At 42.6% G+C, this 14,317-nt stretch carries 12 protein-coding genes; 6 read left to right on the forward strand and 6 right to left on the reverse strand.

The genetic code is table 11. From position 1 onward, the window contains the following. From B9A91_RS06390 to B9A91_RS06415, 6 genes are all read left to right on the forward strand, one after another. Window positions 1–924: a DUF4465 domain-containing protein gene (locus B9A91_RS06390; RefSeq protein WP_084237547.1), complete on the forward strand. Its 924-nt coding sequence runs from the start codon at window positions 1–3 to the stop codon at window positions 922–924. A 21-nt stretch (window positions 925–945) separates the two neighbouring features. Continuing rightward, window positions 946–2,145, forward strand: a complete 1,200-nt coding sequence (locus B9A91_RS24520; protein ID WP_084237548.1) for a TlpA disulfide reductase family protein — start codon at window positions 946–948, stop codon at window positions 2,143–2,145. A gap of 261 nt (window positions 2,146–2,406) precedes the next feature. Next, complete coding sequence (locus B9A91_RS06400) at window positions 2,407–3,297, forward strand: hypothetical protein (RefSeq protein ID WP_235012473.1); 891 nt, start codon at window positions 2,407–2,409, stop codon at window positions 3,295–3,297. After that, entirely contained in the window at window positions 3,227–5,542 is a 2,316-nt protein-coding gene (locus B9A91_RS06405; RefSeq protein WP_084237549.1) for a hypothetical protein, read from the forward strand. The genes B9A91_RS06400 and B9A91_RS06405 overlap by 71 nt, the downstream gene beginning before the upstream one ends. Before the next feature lie 207 nt (window positions 5,543–5,749). Further along, the gene (locus tag B9A91_RS06410; protein WP_084237550.1) at window positions 5,750–6,592 is read left to right on the forward strand and encodes a bifunctional helix-turn-helix domain-containing protein/methylated-DNA--[protein]-cysteine S-methyltransferase; all 843 of its coding nucleotides are present in this window, start codon (window positions 5,750–5,752) and stop codon (window positions 6,590–6,592) included. A gap of 32 nt (window positions 6,593–6,624) precedes the next feature. Next, a complete protein-coding gene (locus B9A91_RS06415) occupies window positions 6,625–7,116 on the forward strand; it encodes a hypothetical protein (protein ID WP_235012474.1) in 492 nt (163 codons plus the stop codon). A gap of 4 nt (window positions 7,117–7,120) precedes the next feature. On the opposite strand, the gene B9A91_RS06420 is transcribed toward B9A91_RS06415, so the two are convergent. From B9A91_RS06420 to B9A91_RS06445, 6 genes are all read right to left on the reverse strand, one after another. Continuing rightward, window positions 7,121–9,250: a hypothetical protein gene (locus B9A91_RS06420; protein WP_084237551.1), complete on the reverse strand. Its 2,130-nt coding sequence runs from the start codon at window positions 9,248–9,250 to the stop codon at window positions 7,121–7,123. A gap of 97 nt (window positions 9,251–9,347) precedes the next feature. Beyond that, a complete protein-coding gene (locus B9A91_RS06425) occupies window positions 9,348–9,863 on the reverse strand; it encodes a hypothetical protein (RefSeq protein ID WP_084237552.1) in 516 nt (171 codons plus the stop codon). Between the two features lie 3 nt (window positions 9,864–9,866). Next, complete coding sequence (locus tag B9A91_RS06430; protein WP_084237553.1) at window positions 9,867–11,543, reverse strand: glycoside hydrolase family 28 protein; 1,677 nt, start codon at window positions 11,541–11,543, stop codon at window positions 9,867–9,869. Continuing rightward, window positions 11,540–12,010, reverse strand: a complete 471-nt coding sequence (locus B9A91_RS06435; protein ID WP_084237554.1) for a hypothetical protein — start codon at window positions 12,008–12,010, stop codon at window positions 11,540–11,542. The genes B9A91_RS06430 and B9A91_RS06435 overlap by 4 nt, the downstream gene beginning before the upstream one ends. A gap of 30 nt (window positions 12,011–12,040) precedes the next feature. Continuing rightward, window positions 12,041–12,925, reverse strand: coding sequence for a polysaccharide lyase family protein (locus tag B9A91_RS06440; protein WP_084237555.1), 885 nt, complete (start codon window positions 12,923–12,925; stop codon window positions 12,041–12,043). A 107-nt stretch (window positions 12,926–13,032) separates the two neighbouring features. Then, window positions 13,033–14,298 (reverse strand): DUF4998 domain-containing protein, encoded by a 1,266-nt coding sequence (locus B9A91_RS06445; protein WP_084237556.1) that lies wholly within the window; start codon window positions 14,296–14,298, stop codon window positions 13,033–13,035. Window positions 14,299–14,317: the final 19 nt, after the last annotated feature.

A 14,317-nucleotide genomic window follows, 5' to 3' on the forward strand; every position in this document is an offset into this window, starting at 1 on the left:
ATGAAGATCAACAAATATATCGCAATACTGCTGCTGGTACTGAGCAGCACTGTTTTCTATTCCTGCGAAAAAGACAGCAAAATACTGATCCCTTATCCTGAAGACATTACTTTTGAGGACCAGCAGCTGGCAGATTTTACATTCAAAATACCCACGGCACCTTTTAAATCGGGCAATGAGAAGTCGGGCATCATCACTTTTAATGTAAAGAACAATCCTGATGGTTCTTTTTCAGGCTTCGCCATATCCAATAAAAACTGGCGCTCCTATCCATGGGGGCTGAGCCCTGATTTTCCTCCTCCAGGCGGACTTACCCCTGCCGGGACGAAATTGCGTATCGATTCCTGTATTTACAGTGTATATACCGTAACGACAAATCAGACCAACAATTTCCTGGTAGCATCGGTGAAAGATGAAGATGCTTCCTTTACATTGGAAAAAGCAGCAGTAGTAGAATATGCCCTGGTAGCCAATACCACCTACAATTACCTGCTTGAAAATTATGGATCCATCTATTCCGGCACACTTGATCCGGCTACACAGGCTTACTCCATTACGGGTACAAAGGTAAAGAACATCAATATTGCCAACCCTTCTACCTTGTTGTACGGCCGGTTTACCCTGCCAGGGCCAGGCGGACAAAACATGATCAAACTCAATACAGGCTATATCAAACTGACTGCCAAAGGCTATAACGGTAGTTCGGCCACCGGGACTGTAGATTACTGGCTTGCTGTACGCCCTGGGGCAGATCCGGCCAATCCTACAGCCAGTTACATCGCTCCCAACTGGTCTAAAATGGACCTGAGTAGTCTTGGCGCTGTAACAAGGGTGGTATTTAGCCTGTCCAACTCCTATAACGGTACGGTAAATGCAAACATAGCGCCTTACTTTTGCCTTGATGGAATACGATTGAGAAAATAAATTTAACCAAAATAAAGAACTATGAAACCATTATCATTTGCCTCTGCCCTGCTCCTCACGCTTGCAGCGGTACAAGGCTATAGTCAAACCGGCTTCAACATTAGCGGGAATGTAAGCGGCGGTGCCGATGGCCGCAAGGTATACCTGCGGGCAGAAGATTCATTTGGCAAGTACCAGGACAGCACAGTGCTAAAAAATGGAGCATTCCAGTTTAAAGGCAATGTTGCCTATCCCCAGTTTTACACCATTGTATTTGGCAAGCTGCCAAAGCAAAGGTTTGCTTCTGCCCTGCCCCTTTTTGTAGAAAACAAAAAGATCAGTATTTCGGCCCCTCTGGACAGCAATTTAACTGAGCTGGAGCTGAACTATATGGGCGGCTATCCTTATGAAAAAGTAAAAGTTACAGGATCGGCTTCGCATAACCTATTCCTTAAATTTAATGCGGGCTATGAGCCTCTAAAAAAGCAAAACAGCGCAGCTTTTGATGCCTACATTAAGTACCTGAACCCAGGGAAAGACAAACAGAAGGGCCCGATATCCGAAGGCATAAAACTGGTGGAAGCCATTGACGCTACAAAGGCCGTTTTACTGGGTTATGTAAATAATTTCATCAAACAGAACAATTCCAGTCCGGTTGCATTATATGTAGCCAAGAAGAATATTGGCTCATTTACCGCAAAAGAGATCGATGAAGTACTGTCCTCATTATCGCCTGCATTAAAAGCATCGGCCGGAGGCAAAAGCCTGATAGAAAAAGCAGAAGTTGTAAAAAGGACCGCTGTAGGCTCAAAATTTGTTGATTTTGCATTTAACGACAAGGACGGTAATCCTGTAAAGCTATCAGACCATGTTGGAAAAGGAAAGTATACCCTGCTTGAATTCTGGGCTTCTTGGTGCGGTCCATGCCGGGCCGACATCCCCCATTTGAAAGAAGCATATGAACTGTATCACCCTGCAGGCTTTGAAGTGATCAGCATTTCTATGGATGACGACAAGGCCAAATGGTTAAAAGCAATTGCCGACGAACAAATGAGCTGGTTGCAGGTTTCTGACCTGAAAGCCTTTACAGGTGACTTCTCTAAGATCTATAATTTTAACGGCATCCCTACTTGCGTATTGGTTGGCCCTGAAGGGGACATCATTACCCGGAACATGCGTGGATTATGGATGGACAAAAAACTGATCGAATTGTACGGTAACAAATTTGGGGCTAAATATTAACAAAGCCATTTATTTAATGTAACATAAAAAGGGGCTGAACGGTTCAGTCCCTTTTTTATTTCTTTTGTCTGCAATTTTTGGCGAAGTTATTGAGCAGATGGGCTTATGCCCAATCATCCGCTCCGTTTACGCTTTTGCTCGATTGCCTGTCTGATTTTTCTGACAGTATTTTGCACGTCTTGCAGTAAAAATAGCGGAACCACTACCGCATTTTATTATTGGAAACAAAATTTTAATCTCAATAAAACACAGGTATCGCTTTTGAACAACACCGGAAACGGTAAGCTCTATGTACGCTTTTTTGATATCAAATGGGATCCAAAAGCCAATTGCCCTTACCCGGAGGCTGTTCTCCACTTTGGTAAACTTACACCGCTGCCAGACATTACACCTGTTATCTTCATCACCAATCAGACTTTCGAAAAACTAGCCGTAGATGACCTCGATAGTTTAGCTGTTAAGAGCAATGCCCTCATTGAAAAGCTTGCCAAACAGCAGCAACTTGCCTATAAGGCCATACAAATTGACTGTGACTGGACCATTGGCACCAAAGAAAAATATTTTAGCTTTTTAAAGACCTTAAAAAAGATCAGCAAAAAATCACTGGAAAGCACCATCAGGTTGCACCAGGTAAAATACCAGTTCAAAACGGGTGTGCCACCGGTTGACCGGGGTATATTGATGTTTTACAACATGGGTAAACTATCTGCTGATCCCGCAGCAGCAAATTCTATATACAATGCTAAAGATGCCACTCCGTATCTTAGTAGTTTACCTAATTATCTTTTGCCATTAGACATTGCCTTACCCGTATTTTCATGGTCCATACAGATCAGGGACGGCAAAATTATCCAGGTATATGGAAAAATAGGGAGAAATGAATTGAATAATACCACTAACTTTAAGCAAACAGCACAAAAGGATGTATATGTGGCAACAAACAGCTTTTTTACCGGGGGTATTTATGTAAAGGCTGGCGACATTTTCAAACTGGAAGAAAGCAACAAAAAGACTTTAGAAGGGGCGGCAAAACAACTGTCGTCCCATTTAAATAAAAAAGACAAAAGAACAATCATCTATTATGAACTTGGCAACCTCAATTTATCAGCATTTAAAGCAGCGGATTTCAAAGAAATTTCTACTTATTTTTAGTTTATCCAGTCTGACCCTTGGCGGCGTAGTATGGGCCTGTGCCGACTACGGATTCGACTACGAGTATTCCAGCTTTAGTCCGGAAGCATTTGTAGCTAAAGACTACACCCCTTTCTTTTATACGGAATACATTTCCTATTACGGTGGAGGCTACGGATCGCCTTATGAAAGCAATACCAGTCGCTACAATGCCGCTGTAACCAACGACTGGTATGCCTACTTTGATCAAAAGCTGGAGAAACCTGCACTTGAATACCTGCTTTTCAAAGCATCTGCCAAAGGCATTGACTCGGCATACAACAACTTTAAAGGGAAAAGCAATGAATTGCCAAAAAGTGCAGCTCAACTGAAATCTTTGCAGCTCAACAAAAAGAAAGTACATGGGTTTTTTGATTACCTGCAGCTGGCCAAATCCTGCGAAAGTTTTGCAGCTACCGACATTGTTTATTCCTGGGACCCGCAGCCTAAAATAGAGGCACCCGCTCAAATGGAACAAACCTTGCAACAGCATTTCAAAATAACGAAAGATAAGTTCATTAAACAACGCGTTTGGTTTCAGCTGGTGCGGTATTATCACTTCAGTGAAAGAAATGACTCCACACTTTCGGCAAATGCGTCGAAAACGTTAAAAACATTTGATGAGTATAAAGATGCTTTCCCAAAAAACATGATGTATTACAGGGCGCTGGGCTATGTGGCCGGCTGGCACTATAAACATGGAAATTATGCCTTATCCAATTACCTGAATAGCTTATGTTACGACTATTCGCATGAGGCCAAGATTCCCAGCGAGTGGAGCTTTCGCCCCCTTGAGGAAGCCGACTGGCAGAAAACGCTCGGATTGGCCAGAACTTCAGCCGAAAAGATTACCCTATGGCATTTGCTGGGCATCCATTACGATCCGCAGCGCGCCATCAATGAAATTATGAAGCTGGAGCCTAAATCGGAGAAACTGGATTTGTTGCTGTCCAGGATCATTAACATCAGCGAATACGATGTCAACGGTTCTTACCAGACCAATCCTGATACTGCCGTAAAAAGGGTTTTAAAACAAAATATTGATCTGGTAAGTGGCATTGCGCTAAAAAACAATACCGCCAAACCTTACTTCTGGAACCTTGCCGCAGGTTACCTGAACTTTATGGACGGAAACAATCTTGCTGCTGCAAAATTTTACGACAAAGCCAAAAAACAGCTTCCTGCCGGAGATAAGCTGCTGATGGCGCAGTACAAAATACTGGATTGGACCTTATTTATCAGCGGACTGAAAAAAATTGATGCCGCAACCGAAGCAAAGATGACTGAACCCTTAAACTGGTTTGCGGACCTGAACAATGGTAAAGATACCATTCCCTCGCTCAGGTTTGCCCGTGCCTTACAGGAAAGTATCAACAGCATTGCAGCCCTCTATAAAAAGCAGGGCGATCTGGTCAAATCAAATGCATTTAAAAGCTATCATGAGTTTTATGCCAATAATCAGAATATTGAGCGGATGAAAAGCTTTTTGCAAAAACCGGATAAAACGGCTTTTGAACAGGCCATGCTGCGTTACTACCCATATGACCTGAACGATTTGTATGTACACCAGTCGCTGGTCCTGACCTATCAGGATAAACTTGATGAGGCCATTGCCATTTTCGATAAATTAGGCAATCAGGGGGGCGAGTTGCCAGCCAATCCTTTTAACATGCGCCTCAACGATTGCCACGATTGCGACCATGCAATGAAACAGCCGAAAAAATTAAATGATATCGATGTGCTGAGAACGATGCAAAAAATTAAAGCGGAAATTAAAGCAGGGAAAAATGTTTCGGGGAACGCCTACCTGCTGGCCAATGCTTTTTACAACCTCAGCTTTTATGGCAATGCAAGGTCCTACTACCAGACCGGCATCATGAGTGCCGATGGAGCTACCCCGTTTGACATTCCTGAGGTTTTTAAGCCTATGCTGCTGTCCAATAAGATTGCAGAAAAGTACTACCTGATGGCAGCCAACGCGACACAGAGTAAGGAACTGAAAGCGAGATATACTTTTATGGCCGCAAAGTGCGAACGCAATGAAAGTTATAACCGGGGCTACATCAATCCGGAGAAAAAAGATGCGAATTACTGGAATACCGACATCAACGAGGTATTCTTTGGTAAATATTTTGCAACTTTAAAACAACAGTATAGTGATACCCGGTTTTATCGCGAGGCCATACAGGAATGCGGGTATTTCAGCAGCTACGACAAAAAATATTAAAATAATTGATGCCCTATACAATATTTGATTGAATATAGCGTCTATGTATATGAGAGCGTTAATTTAGATGAGCGGGAATGTATCGGTATGGTCATTCCCGCTTCTTTTTTGTTCCCTTTTTAAGGATTCTGCTAAACATAATACCGCAAGTTCCGGGTTTTATACCTTCTTTTGCCATAGTAATTTTGTTGTACCAAATTTCAGATTATGGAAACGTTAAATAAAATTGACTACGACAGAATTGCATCAGCAATAGGTTATCTAAAATCAAACTTTAAAGCCCAGCCTTCTTTGGAGGATATTGCTGAAAATGTACACCTGAGCCCCTTTCACTTTCAAAGAATGTTTAAGGAATGGGCGGGAGTAACACCAAAAAAATTTCTTCAATACCTGAGTGTGGAATATGCCAAAGGGATTTTGAAGGATAAACAGGCTACTTTATTTGATGCTGCCTACGAAACCGGCTTATCAGGCACCAGTCGGCTGCACGACCTCTTCATTAACATTGAAGGTATGACACCGGGCGAATACAAAAATGGCGGTGAGCAGCTGCAGATCAATTACAGTTTTGCAGAAAGCCCTTTTGGATCACTGATTGTTGCGGCTACCCCTAAAGGCATTTGTTATATGGCTTTTGCAGAGGATGAGGCACTGGCTTTCGAAGCATTGCAAAAAAGCTTTCCCAATGCGCATTACAGGCAAATGCTGGATATGATACAGCAAAATGCCCTTTACATTTTTACGCAGGACTGGCAGCGGCTTTCGGAAATCAAATTACATTTAAAGGGAACGCCTTTTCAGCTTAAAGTATGGGAAACCCTTGTCAAAATCCCAATGGGTAAGCTAACCACGTATGGCAGTATTGCTACTGAGATGGACAATGCAAAGGCCAGCAGAGCCGTAGGATCGGCAGTTGGCGATAATCCGGTAGCCTTTTTAATTCCATGCCACAGGGTAATCAGGTCTACCGGCGAGTTTGGGGAATACCATTGGGGCAGTACACGTAAAACAGCAATGATTGGCTGGGAGGCGGCAAAAATTAGTTCCTAAAACAATCAGATCAGCCTGCTTGTTGTAAAGAAATGAAACCATTTACTTTTATACTGGCATTATTTGCTCTGGTTATACTTTCCTGCAACAGTGAAAACAAGAAAAAGATTACATCAGACAGTTCGGCAAAGGTGATTGCGGTAGACACCACCTTTACGTCGACAAATCCTAAAAAAAGCAGCACCTGTTATGCCTATACCGGGAAAGGAGATACCGCATCGTTAAGGCTCGATATTGACGGAGAAGAACTGACCGGAGAGTTGAATTATAAATTGTTTGAGAAAGACAACAACAAAGGCAAAATTACAGGTGAGCTGAGGGGCGATACCATTGTAGCAGAATACATTTTCGACTCGGAAGGTATGCGGTCGGTAAGGGAAGTTGTTTTTGTAAAAAAAGACGATGGCAAAATTTATGAAGGCACCGGCGAGGTAGTTGAAAAAAACGGCAAAATGATGTTCAAAGACCGTTCCGCCCTGAAATTTGGCCAAGGTATTGTATTTACAAAAACGGATTGCAAGTAACAGGTTATCGGGTTATTGTGATAAATGCAGGTTTCGTAACCGAGCCCAGCTGCCCGTTCATATCACTACCTTCCATAACAATGCTATAAGTGGCAGGCTGCGTACCTGCACGGAAAGAAACAAGGGCCTCTCCTTTTTCATTGGTCACGATATTGGGCTCCCAATGCACGGTTGCCCCATACCCGGATGACTGAAACTTAAGAGGCAGCGAAAAAGGTAGCGGCTTATACAGATAAGTACCAGGCGTAGGTTTCATGAAAGGGCCTTTGCCACTGCGTGTAGTAACTTCAATGTAGGCATAATCAATTCCTGATACCCCACCTACTCCGGTTAAGCCCCCACCTCTACTGAATCTCGTCTCGGCCTGGCTTAAGAACTTGTTATTGTATTTGATGTTATATAAGCTATTATACATTACTTCTATACCCTTCACGTCTTCGGCGGTAAAATGTTCAAGATTTGTTTTTAAATGTAAAAAACGTTCCTGCATCCCTTCAAGCGTATCGTCATCGCTGCTCATGCTCTGCCAGTACTCATAACTTTGATCTACATCGATACCATCTATAATGATTTTTACCAACTGGCCTTTGATTTTAAGCCCAAATTTTCTTTGCCTCGAAGGAGGGAACAGATAGCTTCCAGTACCGAGACCAGGTACACGCTCCATCAAGAGGCTATATAATGATTTTTTACCTTCCTTTAGCATATCTCTTTCAGTAAGTGTTTGATCTGCGCCACCTGGACCGTTTAAATTATAAGATCCTTTTACAATCTTCTTGGCTTCAATATTGACCTCATCTAGCATATGCCCTGTCGCTTTTCCAAATTTCTGTTTGAAGCTCAGGGCTTTTTGCACCTTCTGTACAAAATTTGCGTCCTTTAATAACGAATCCATTTGCTCCAATTTTGGCATCAGCTCAAATACAGGTGCCACCCATTCATCTACCTCAAGGTTCACAAAGAAATTCTTTCCTTTTTTATTACGGGCCTGTATTTTATAAACCGCAGTATCTGACATTGGAATGTTTTTAAAAACAAATCTGCCATCTGGTCCGGCAATGGTATCCATAAACATCAGGGGTTTCTGTAAAAACAGGCTTACTTTTGCTTCAGATAACCCTTTAAATGCTGAATTTGCCCTTCCGCTAATGATAAACTCAGGTTCTGCTTTGTATTTCAGTTCTTTATTGAGTAACTCTTTCCAGTCATGGACTGGATTACGGCTGTACAACAGGCTATCCGATACCCGAAGTATATACGTAACCAGTCCATGGCTCCTCTTATCAATGCCGGTTTGCCCATCGTCTGTTACTGCCAGAGAAAAGCTGCCCTGCAAGGGCACATTATTTTTGTCAGCTACTTGAATCTGCAAGGTGATGCTGTCCATAGCTTTATGAACTGCATGCGCTGTACTAAAACTGATCTTGAGCTGATCCTGCTGATCGATATAAACCATTCGCTCCTTAACAACCTGCAAACTCCGGTTCAGCACTACAAACCTGGTCATTCCTGTAGGAAACAACTGCTTGTCAATGAACTTAACTATTTTTCCTCCTTTCAGATCAATTGGAACGGCATAACACACCACATCCCTGGATAATGCGACCAGATAATGATCCGTTGCCGGCAAAGTATCATCTAAAGGTAATACAGCTACTTCCAGTTGGAGCTTACCAGGCAAACTAACAACCTCAAGCGCTGCAACTTTATCAGTTATACGCGTAACAGGTTTGATGGATTTCGATCCTATTCTAGCTGATTCTCGGGAAACAATCGTCTTCGAATTCAGGTCAGCTATATATATACTTGTCGAAAAAACAGCATCCTGGCCAAAATTAAGCATCCAGTTGGTATAGCCACGGAGCAAATAAGTACCGGAAGGCAAGTCACTTTCTCCCAGGCTGATGTTACCCCAACAGAGGCCATACCGCACAGGAAATTTCATCCGTTTCATTACCTGGTTTTCTGTATTAACTAACTCCATATAAATTATGCCACTCTTCGTAGAAGGCATCAGATAAGCATCTTCAAACAGATAAGCTTTAAACCAAATGGTATCACTGGCCAGATAATTGAACTTATCCAGATGTAGGTATAGTCTTTCCATCGGCATTTTATTTCTGAGCGTATCCATAAAACTATCGATTTGTTTAGCCTGATGAATATAAACACGCTGTTCTTGTGCATTAAGCCTGGTTATGAACAGGAGAAATACACAACAGACAAACAGCCTAAAATATCGAACCGCGCTTTCTCTTCGTTTCATCGATAAAAGTCTTTTTGCCCTGTATGCCCTCAGCAATTTCCATTAAATGGGCAAACATTTTCTTCGGGAGTCCTTTGCTGTTCCCCGAAAAGGTAATGTCATATTTAAAAACATGATTTCTTTCGCCCATTATGGAAGTAACGGCAATTGTATTGTATTTACCACTCAACTCAATCCGATTGCTATCGATACGTCCGTTTAAAACATAGGCAACCCTACCATCCTCAACAATAGAATCAGCTGTTGAAACACTGAACAACTTCCTGTTGATGCTGACCGTATATCCCCGTTTTGTTAATGCAGTTTGCAATAGGAACAGGTTCTGGTTAGGGGTCATGTCATTCGCTATCCATATTTTATTAACACCTTTGAAGAGTGTCGTATCCATTGCCTGCTTTTTTACACGATCCTTTGGTGCTTTCCTGATCTGGCTTAAGCCTATTGCTGGTACGCATAACAACAGAAGCAGTATTGTTTTCATATTTCAGATCCTTATTGTAAGCGCTTTATCATTCGCACCTCTACTATAAACTACCTTTTTTTTTGCTTTTCTTAAATCTCCTCCGTCAAACTGTATTCCTTCATTTGAGGGGCCTTCCAGGCTTAACAGCACTTGGCAAGGGGCCAAAATACGGGTAGCAGTAAATAATATATCTTTAGAATTTGTAATCCTCAGTAAAGACTCCGCCTCCATACTACCCTTTAAATTCAATCCGTTGAAAGCTGCATCCTGAACATTATCCAGCACAACAGCCGGACGGCTGTCATTCTGCTCAAATTCCAAACGTACATTTTGCAAGGTCAGGCCTTTAACATTCCTGGCATACATCCCATAGGCCGGAGGTCCTCCGGGTGCGGTATCCCAAACCCCGAAATACTCGGCGGCAACTTTAGGCACCTCTCTTTTATTTGCCTGGGCCAGCGTTCCACCACCGGCATAGTTTACCTGGACATCCGTAAAACTGATGTTCTCCAGATAATGATCATCCATTCCGTTTAAAGTGATACAGGAGTTTTTTTCTCCCTCCCAGGTATGCAGGTCAAAATGGATATCCGGATGAGGTACTGGCAGTGCAACAACAGATGCCCGTATACCGTTAAATGATATGTTTCGGACAAAAGGCTTGGATGCAGAACTTGTAACAACTGAATTGTTATTGCTGCTTCCGCTAAAGCCAATACCTATGGGACCAGTTACATTTCTCATGATAATGTTGGAAAAAGTAAAGTTCTCTATGCTCGCCCGGCCAGCACTGACCTTAATGGGACAACCATAGGTATCATAGATTAGACAATTGGAAATGGCAATATTCTGCGATTCACCACCTCCAAAACGAAATATAGACCAGCGTGTGCTGAAACTGCAATTGGTGACGGTTACAAATTTGTTGCTGCCAAACAAAGCACAGGCATCATCCTGGCATTGTACATCGCAATTGCTAATGTGTACGTACTGGCAGCTACTGAAATGAAAACCATCGTTATTTTTGTTTACACGATTGTAAATTCTGACACCGTCAATGTATACATGCTTGCATTGCAACAAACGAATACAATGATAGGCACCGGCCTGTAAAAACGCATCATGCAGGCGCAATTCCGTACATTGGTAAAAAATAAACAGGTGAGGCCGATCGAAATTCCCACCAACACCGTTCTGGCCCGGCCCGGTATTATCGCCTTTTCCAGTATAAAAAGCAAGTCCGTTCCCATCAATTGTACCTTTACCTTCAATGCTCAGTCGTTCTGCATTTACAGCATACAAGAATACAATATTGCCATTACCCGCAGGGACGCCCTTTCCGGCAGTATAGTCTTCCCTTTTAGGGCTGCCAAGCAGTTTTGCCCCTGCTGACAGATGAAAAGTCACATCGGTTTTTAGCTGCAAAGTGCCTGACAGGAACACACCCGGAGGAATAAGCACCTGACCCCCACCGGCAGCACTGCAGGCATCGATGGCTGCCTGTATGGCCAATGTATTGAGGGTTTTCCCATCTCCCTTCGCCCCATAATCCCTTATGTCAAATATACCTGCGACAGCAGCTTCCTCTGGCATTCGGGTACTGATCATTGCAGCTCCAGCAACAGCAATAGCCGGAACTGAAACTTTACCCAGCCATGCTCGGCGTGACAGCTGATCGGATGCACTTTGTTTCGTCATTGTTTGTTAAAATTAAGGGTCAATAATGCTTTGGGTGCTTCTATAATTTCTCCGGTCTCCTTATCCTCATATTTAATATTGCTGAAATTCGCGGTCCAGGTCATCTCACTAGCCGTTGACTCGGTGATTTTCCAGATGTGCGCATCAAAAATAGCCGCATCATAAAGTTCAATATAAATGATATCATCTTCCCGTACCAGATTATATTTTGTATCCAGAACTTCAGCGCTACGTGTTACAATACTGGCTTTGAGCCCCTTTACAAAGCTGATATGTCCTACAATACTTGTATTGTCAAACACTTCCTCATACTCTTTCTGTCCCAACTGATCATAATAGACAATTTTATTTGACAACAAAGTCCATTTACCCATAAGGTTGTTGTTCATCTTAACCACCTCGGCATTGTCTTTCTTGCACCCTATAGCAGCTACTGCCAGAAATGCGATCAGTAAGAATTTTTTCATCACAGGTATATCATGATATTAGGTTCATATCTATTTTTTACCAATGGCAAAATCCGCAAAAAGGACCTTCTCATCCCTAAGCCGGACAGCGTTACTTAAGCTACGGTATATACCCCACTTAGGGCGGCAAAATGTGGCTCCAGTCCGCCACAGATCAACATCATTAATTGTGTAGGTCAGCAATACAGATCCGTCACTTACTTTTTTTAATACAAGTTCAAAGGTTCCATGCGTGCCAAATTTTACTTTTTCAGTGGCTTCAATCCAGTTTCCCTTGAAAGGTGCCAGATCAACGATCTTCACCTTACCCAGTGTAGTGGCACTGGTGTTTCCGGTATGAATAACTTCCAGTTTATCCGGACTACCATACCGAGGTGTGATGGTAATCAAGGGAGAATCTTCATTTGTCCCATCCCCTGCCTTAATCTGGTGGATATGCGTAAAACCAGATGAGGGCTGAAAAGCTGCATCCAGTTTAAACTTCCATTTAAAGCTCATCTCATCTCCATCGAAGGCTTTGCCAGCAGAAGCGGAAGGCCCATAAGTTTTAATCTCTGTTCTTTGCCGGTCTGTAGCTCCGCAACGGTCGTCATCAAGAGTTACATGAGCAAAAAAAGCAAACACATTTTTGTTTAGCCCGTTGTCAAATTCTTCCGTAATGTGCTGTACGGCATGCCCACAATCGGGCACTTCATATGCTGTTCCCCCGAGCACCCTGTTGATGAGCCCATAGGTATCTCCCGGTCCATCTGCTTCCAGATTGATCATTGTGGCATATCTATCTTCGTCAACAATCCCTACAGGTTTTACATTCTCTGGTGGACCGGCAGGCTCTGTCTTCTTTTTCTCACACCTCAACAGAAAGAAAAATGTTAGAGGAAGCAGGCATAAAAATATATATTTCAGTTTCATCATTTAAATCCGGATTATCATTTACTCCAACCTTGCTGATAGAAGAAAAATTAAGAGTGACGCCCCGGTAATTCCGGGAGCGTCAAAATTGAGGGCATTACTGTTTGTTGCTAAAGCCTATCTTTCTTATAAACCTCTACTTCAGACACATTGATATTTGTTGCTTCATCCCTTAATCCAATGTTGATTTTCACAAATCTTCCTTTAAGGTTAACCAATGCCGTATTATCTGCATTTGCTGAAATGAATATATCTTCTGTCTCAGGCGCACCGAACTTAATATATGCCCTCTTCCACTTGGTATCTGTGGCTATCGTAGCCGCTTCCGTATATAAAATCTCATAATAAGTAATTTTCGCAGGGTCTTTAACAAAATAAGTCTGAACTGAGTTAAAGTCAACCACTGCACCCAGGTCTACATAGAACCAGACGTTCAGGTCAGCACGCTCACCACTGCTTGGTTGCCAAACAGTTTTATTTGTACGGTCCCCATCTGTAAGGGTAGTTCCTGTGGCGCTGCTGGTAGTTATTTTTTTGCTCAGCGCAAGGTTCTGATCTACCGGCGGAGGGGTCGGTGGCACATAATACTTATAACCTATGTCTGTATATGCGGTAAAGAACGTATCAACGGCATTTTCTTCAGGCAGGTAAGCCGTACGATACCTTAATTTTGCCCCCGGGGCATCTTTAAAGTTAAATAAGGTATCCCTATCCAGCCAGATTGTTCCTCTTCGTACGTCAACAGGGTTCGGGATTTTTTTCTTTTGAACAGTTTTAACCTGCCCCGATGTATTAGTGTAGATCAGGTCTATCCTTACGGCCTGCTGCGCAACCCCATACCATGGAATATACAAATCGCTTTTACCGTTCAGGATATTGAGTTGGGGCATTTCAAGTGGCCTGTTGGTGATAGAGTTCTGATAATTGTCTCCATACACATCACCTATTACTTCAGATTTAACCGATGCATGTCCTTTGTCGTCGTACATATACACCGAGAAAGTATAAATACCTTCCTTAAGCCTATCTATAAAAGTAGCAATAGAGTCAGTACCAGAGCCACGTTTAATTGTTATGGTAACTGAATCTTTTCCAGCCGCCCTTTGATTGGGCAAAATCGGGTCTCCCTCAACATGACCTGGATTATTCCAGAATATTTTGGCACTGGTAATCTTAGGATCGGAGATGATATACCACTTTATTTTGACACGCTTATTACCAGAGAAAGCCTCAAGTTTTTCTGGCTTGCCATTATAAACAACCTGGCCACCACTCAAAAATTCCTTATAGGTTGCATCCATTTTCTCGCAGGAAACAAAAAGCATTCCTGTCAAAAGGAGAAAGAGGCAATTGCGGATAATTGAATTTATATACATGATTTCTTCAATTTATTGA

This window comes from Pedobacter africanus, from assembly GCF_900176535.1.
GTDB classification, from domain to species: domain Bacteria; phylum Bacteroidota; class Bacteroidia; order Sphingobacteriales; family Sphingobacteriaceae; genus Pedobacter; species Pedobacter africanus.

Bases quoted from the DNA above. Each gene is read 5' to 3' on its own strand.
- B9A91_RS06440 (WP_084237555.1), bottom strand. From the start codon at position 12,925: ATGATGAAACTGAAATATATATTTTTATGCCTGCTTCCTCTAACATTT.
- B9A91_RS06420 (WP_084237551.1), bottom strand. From the start codon at position 9,250: ATGGATACGCTCAGAAATAAAATGCCGATGGAAAGACTATACCTACAT.
- B9A91_RS06415 (WP_235012474.1), top strand. From the start codon at position 6,625: ATGAAACCATTTACTTTTATACTGGCATTATTTGCTCTGGTTATACTT.
- B9A91_RS06390 (WP_084237547.1), top strand. From the start codon at position 1: ATGAAGATCAACAAATATATCGCAATACTGCTGCTGGTACTGAGCAGC.
- B9A91_RS06430 (WP_084237553.1), bottom strand. From the start codon at position 11,543: ATGACGAAACAAAGTGCATCCGATCAGCTGTCACGCCGAGCATGGCTG.
- B9A91_RS06405 (WP_084237549.1), top strand. From the start codon at position 3,227: ATGAACTTGGCAACCTCAATTTATCAGCATTTAAAGCAGCGGATTTCA.
- B9A91_RS06445 (WP_084237556.1), bottom strand. From the start codon at position 14,298: ATGTATATAAATTCAATTATCCGCAATTGCCTCTTTCTCCTTTTGACA.
- B9A91_RS24520 (WP_084237548.1), top strand. From the start codon at position 946: ATGAAACCATTATCATTTGCCTCTGCCCTGCTCCTCACGCTTGCAGCG.
- B9A91_RS06410 (WP_084237550.1), top strand. From the start codon at position 5,750: ATGGAAACGTTAAATAAAATTGACTACGACAGAATTGCATCAGCAATA.
- B9A91_RS06425 (WP_084237552.1), bottom strand. From the start codon at position 9,863: ATGAAAACAATACTGCTTCTGTTGTTATGCGTACCAGCAATAGGCTTA.
- B9A91_RS06435 (WP_084237554.1), bottom strand. From the start codon at position 12,010: ATGAAAAAATTCTTACTGATCGCATTTCTGGCAGTAGCTGCTATAGGG.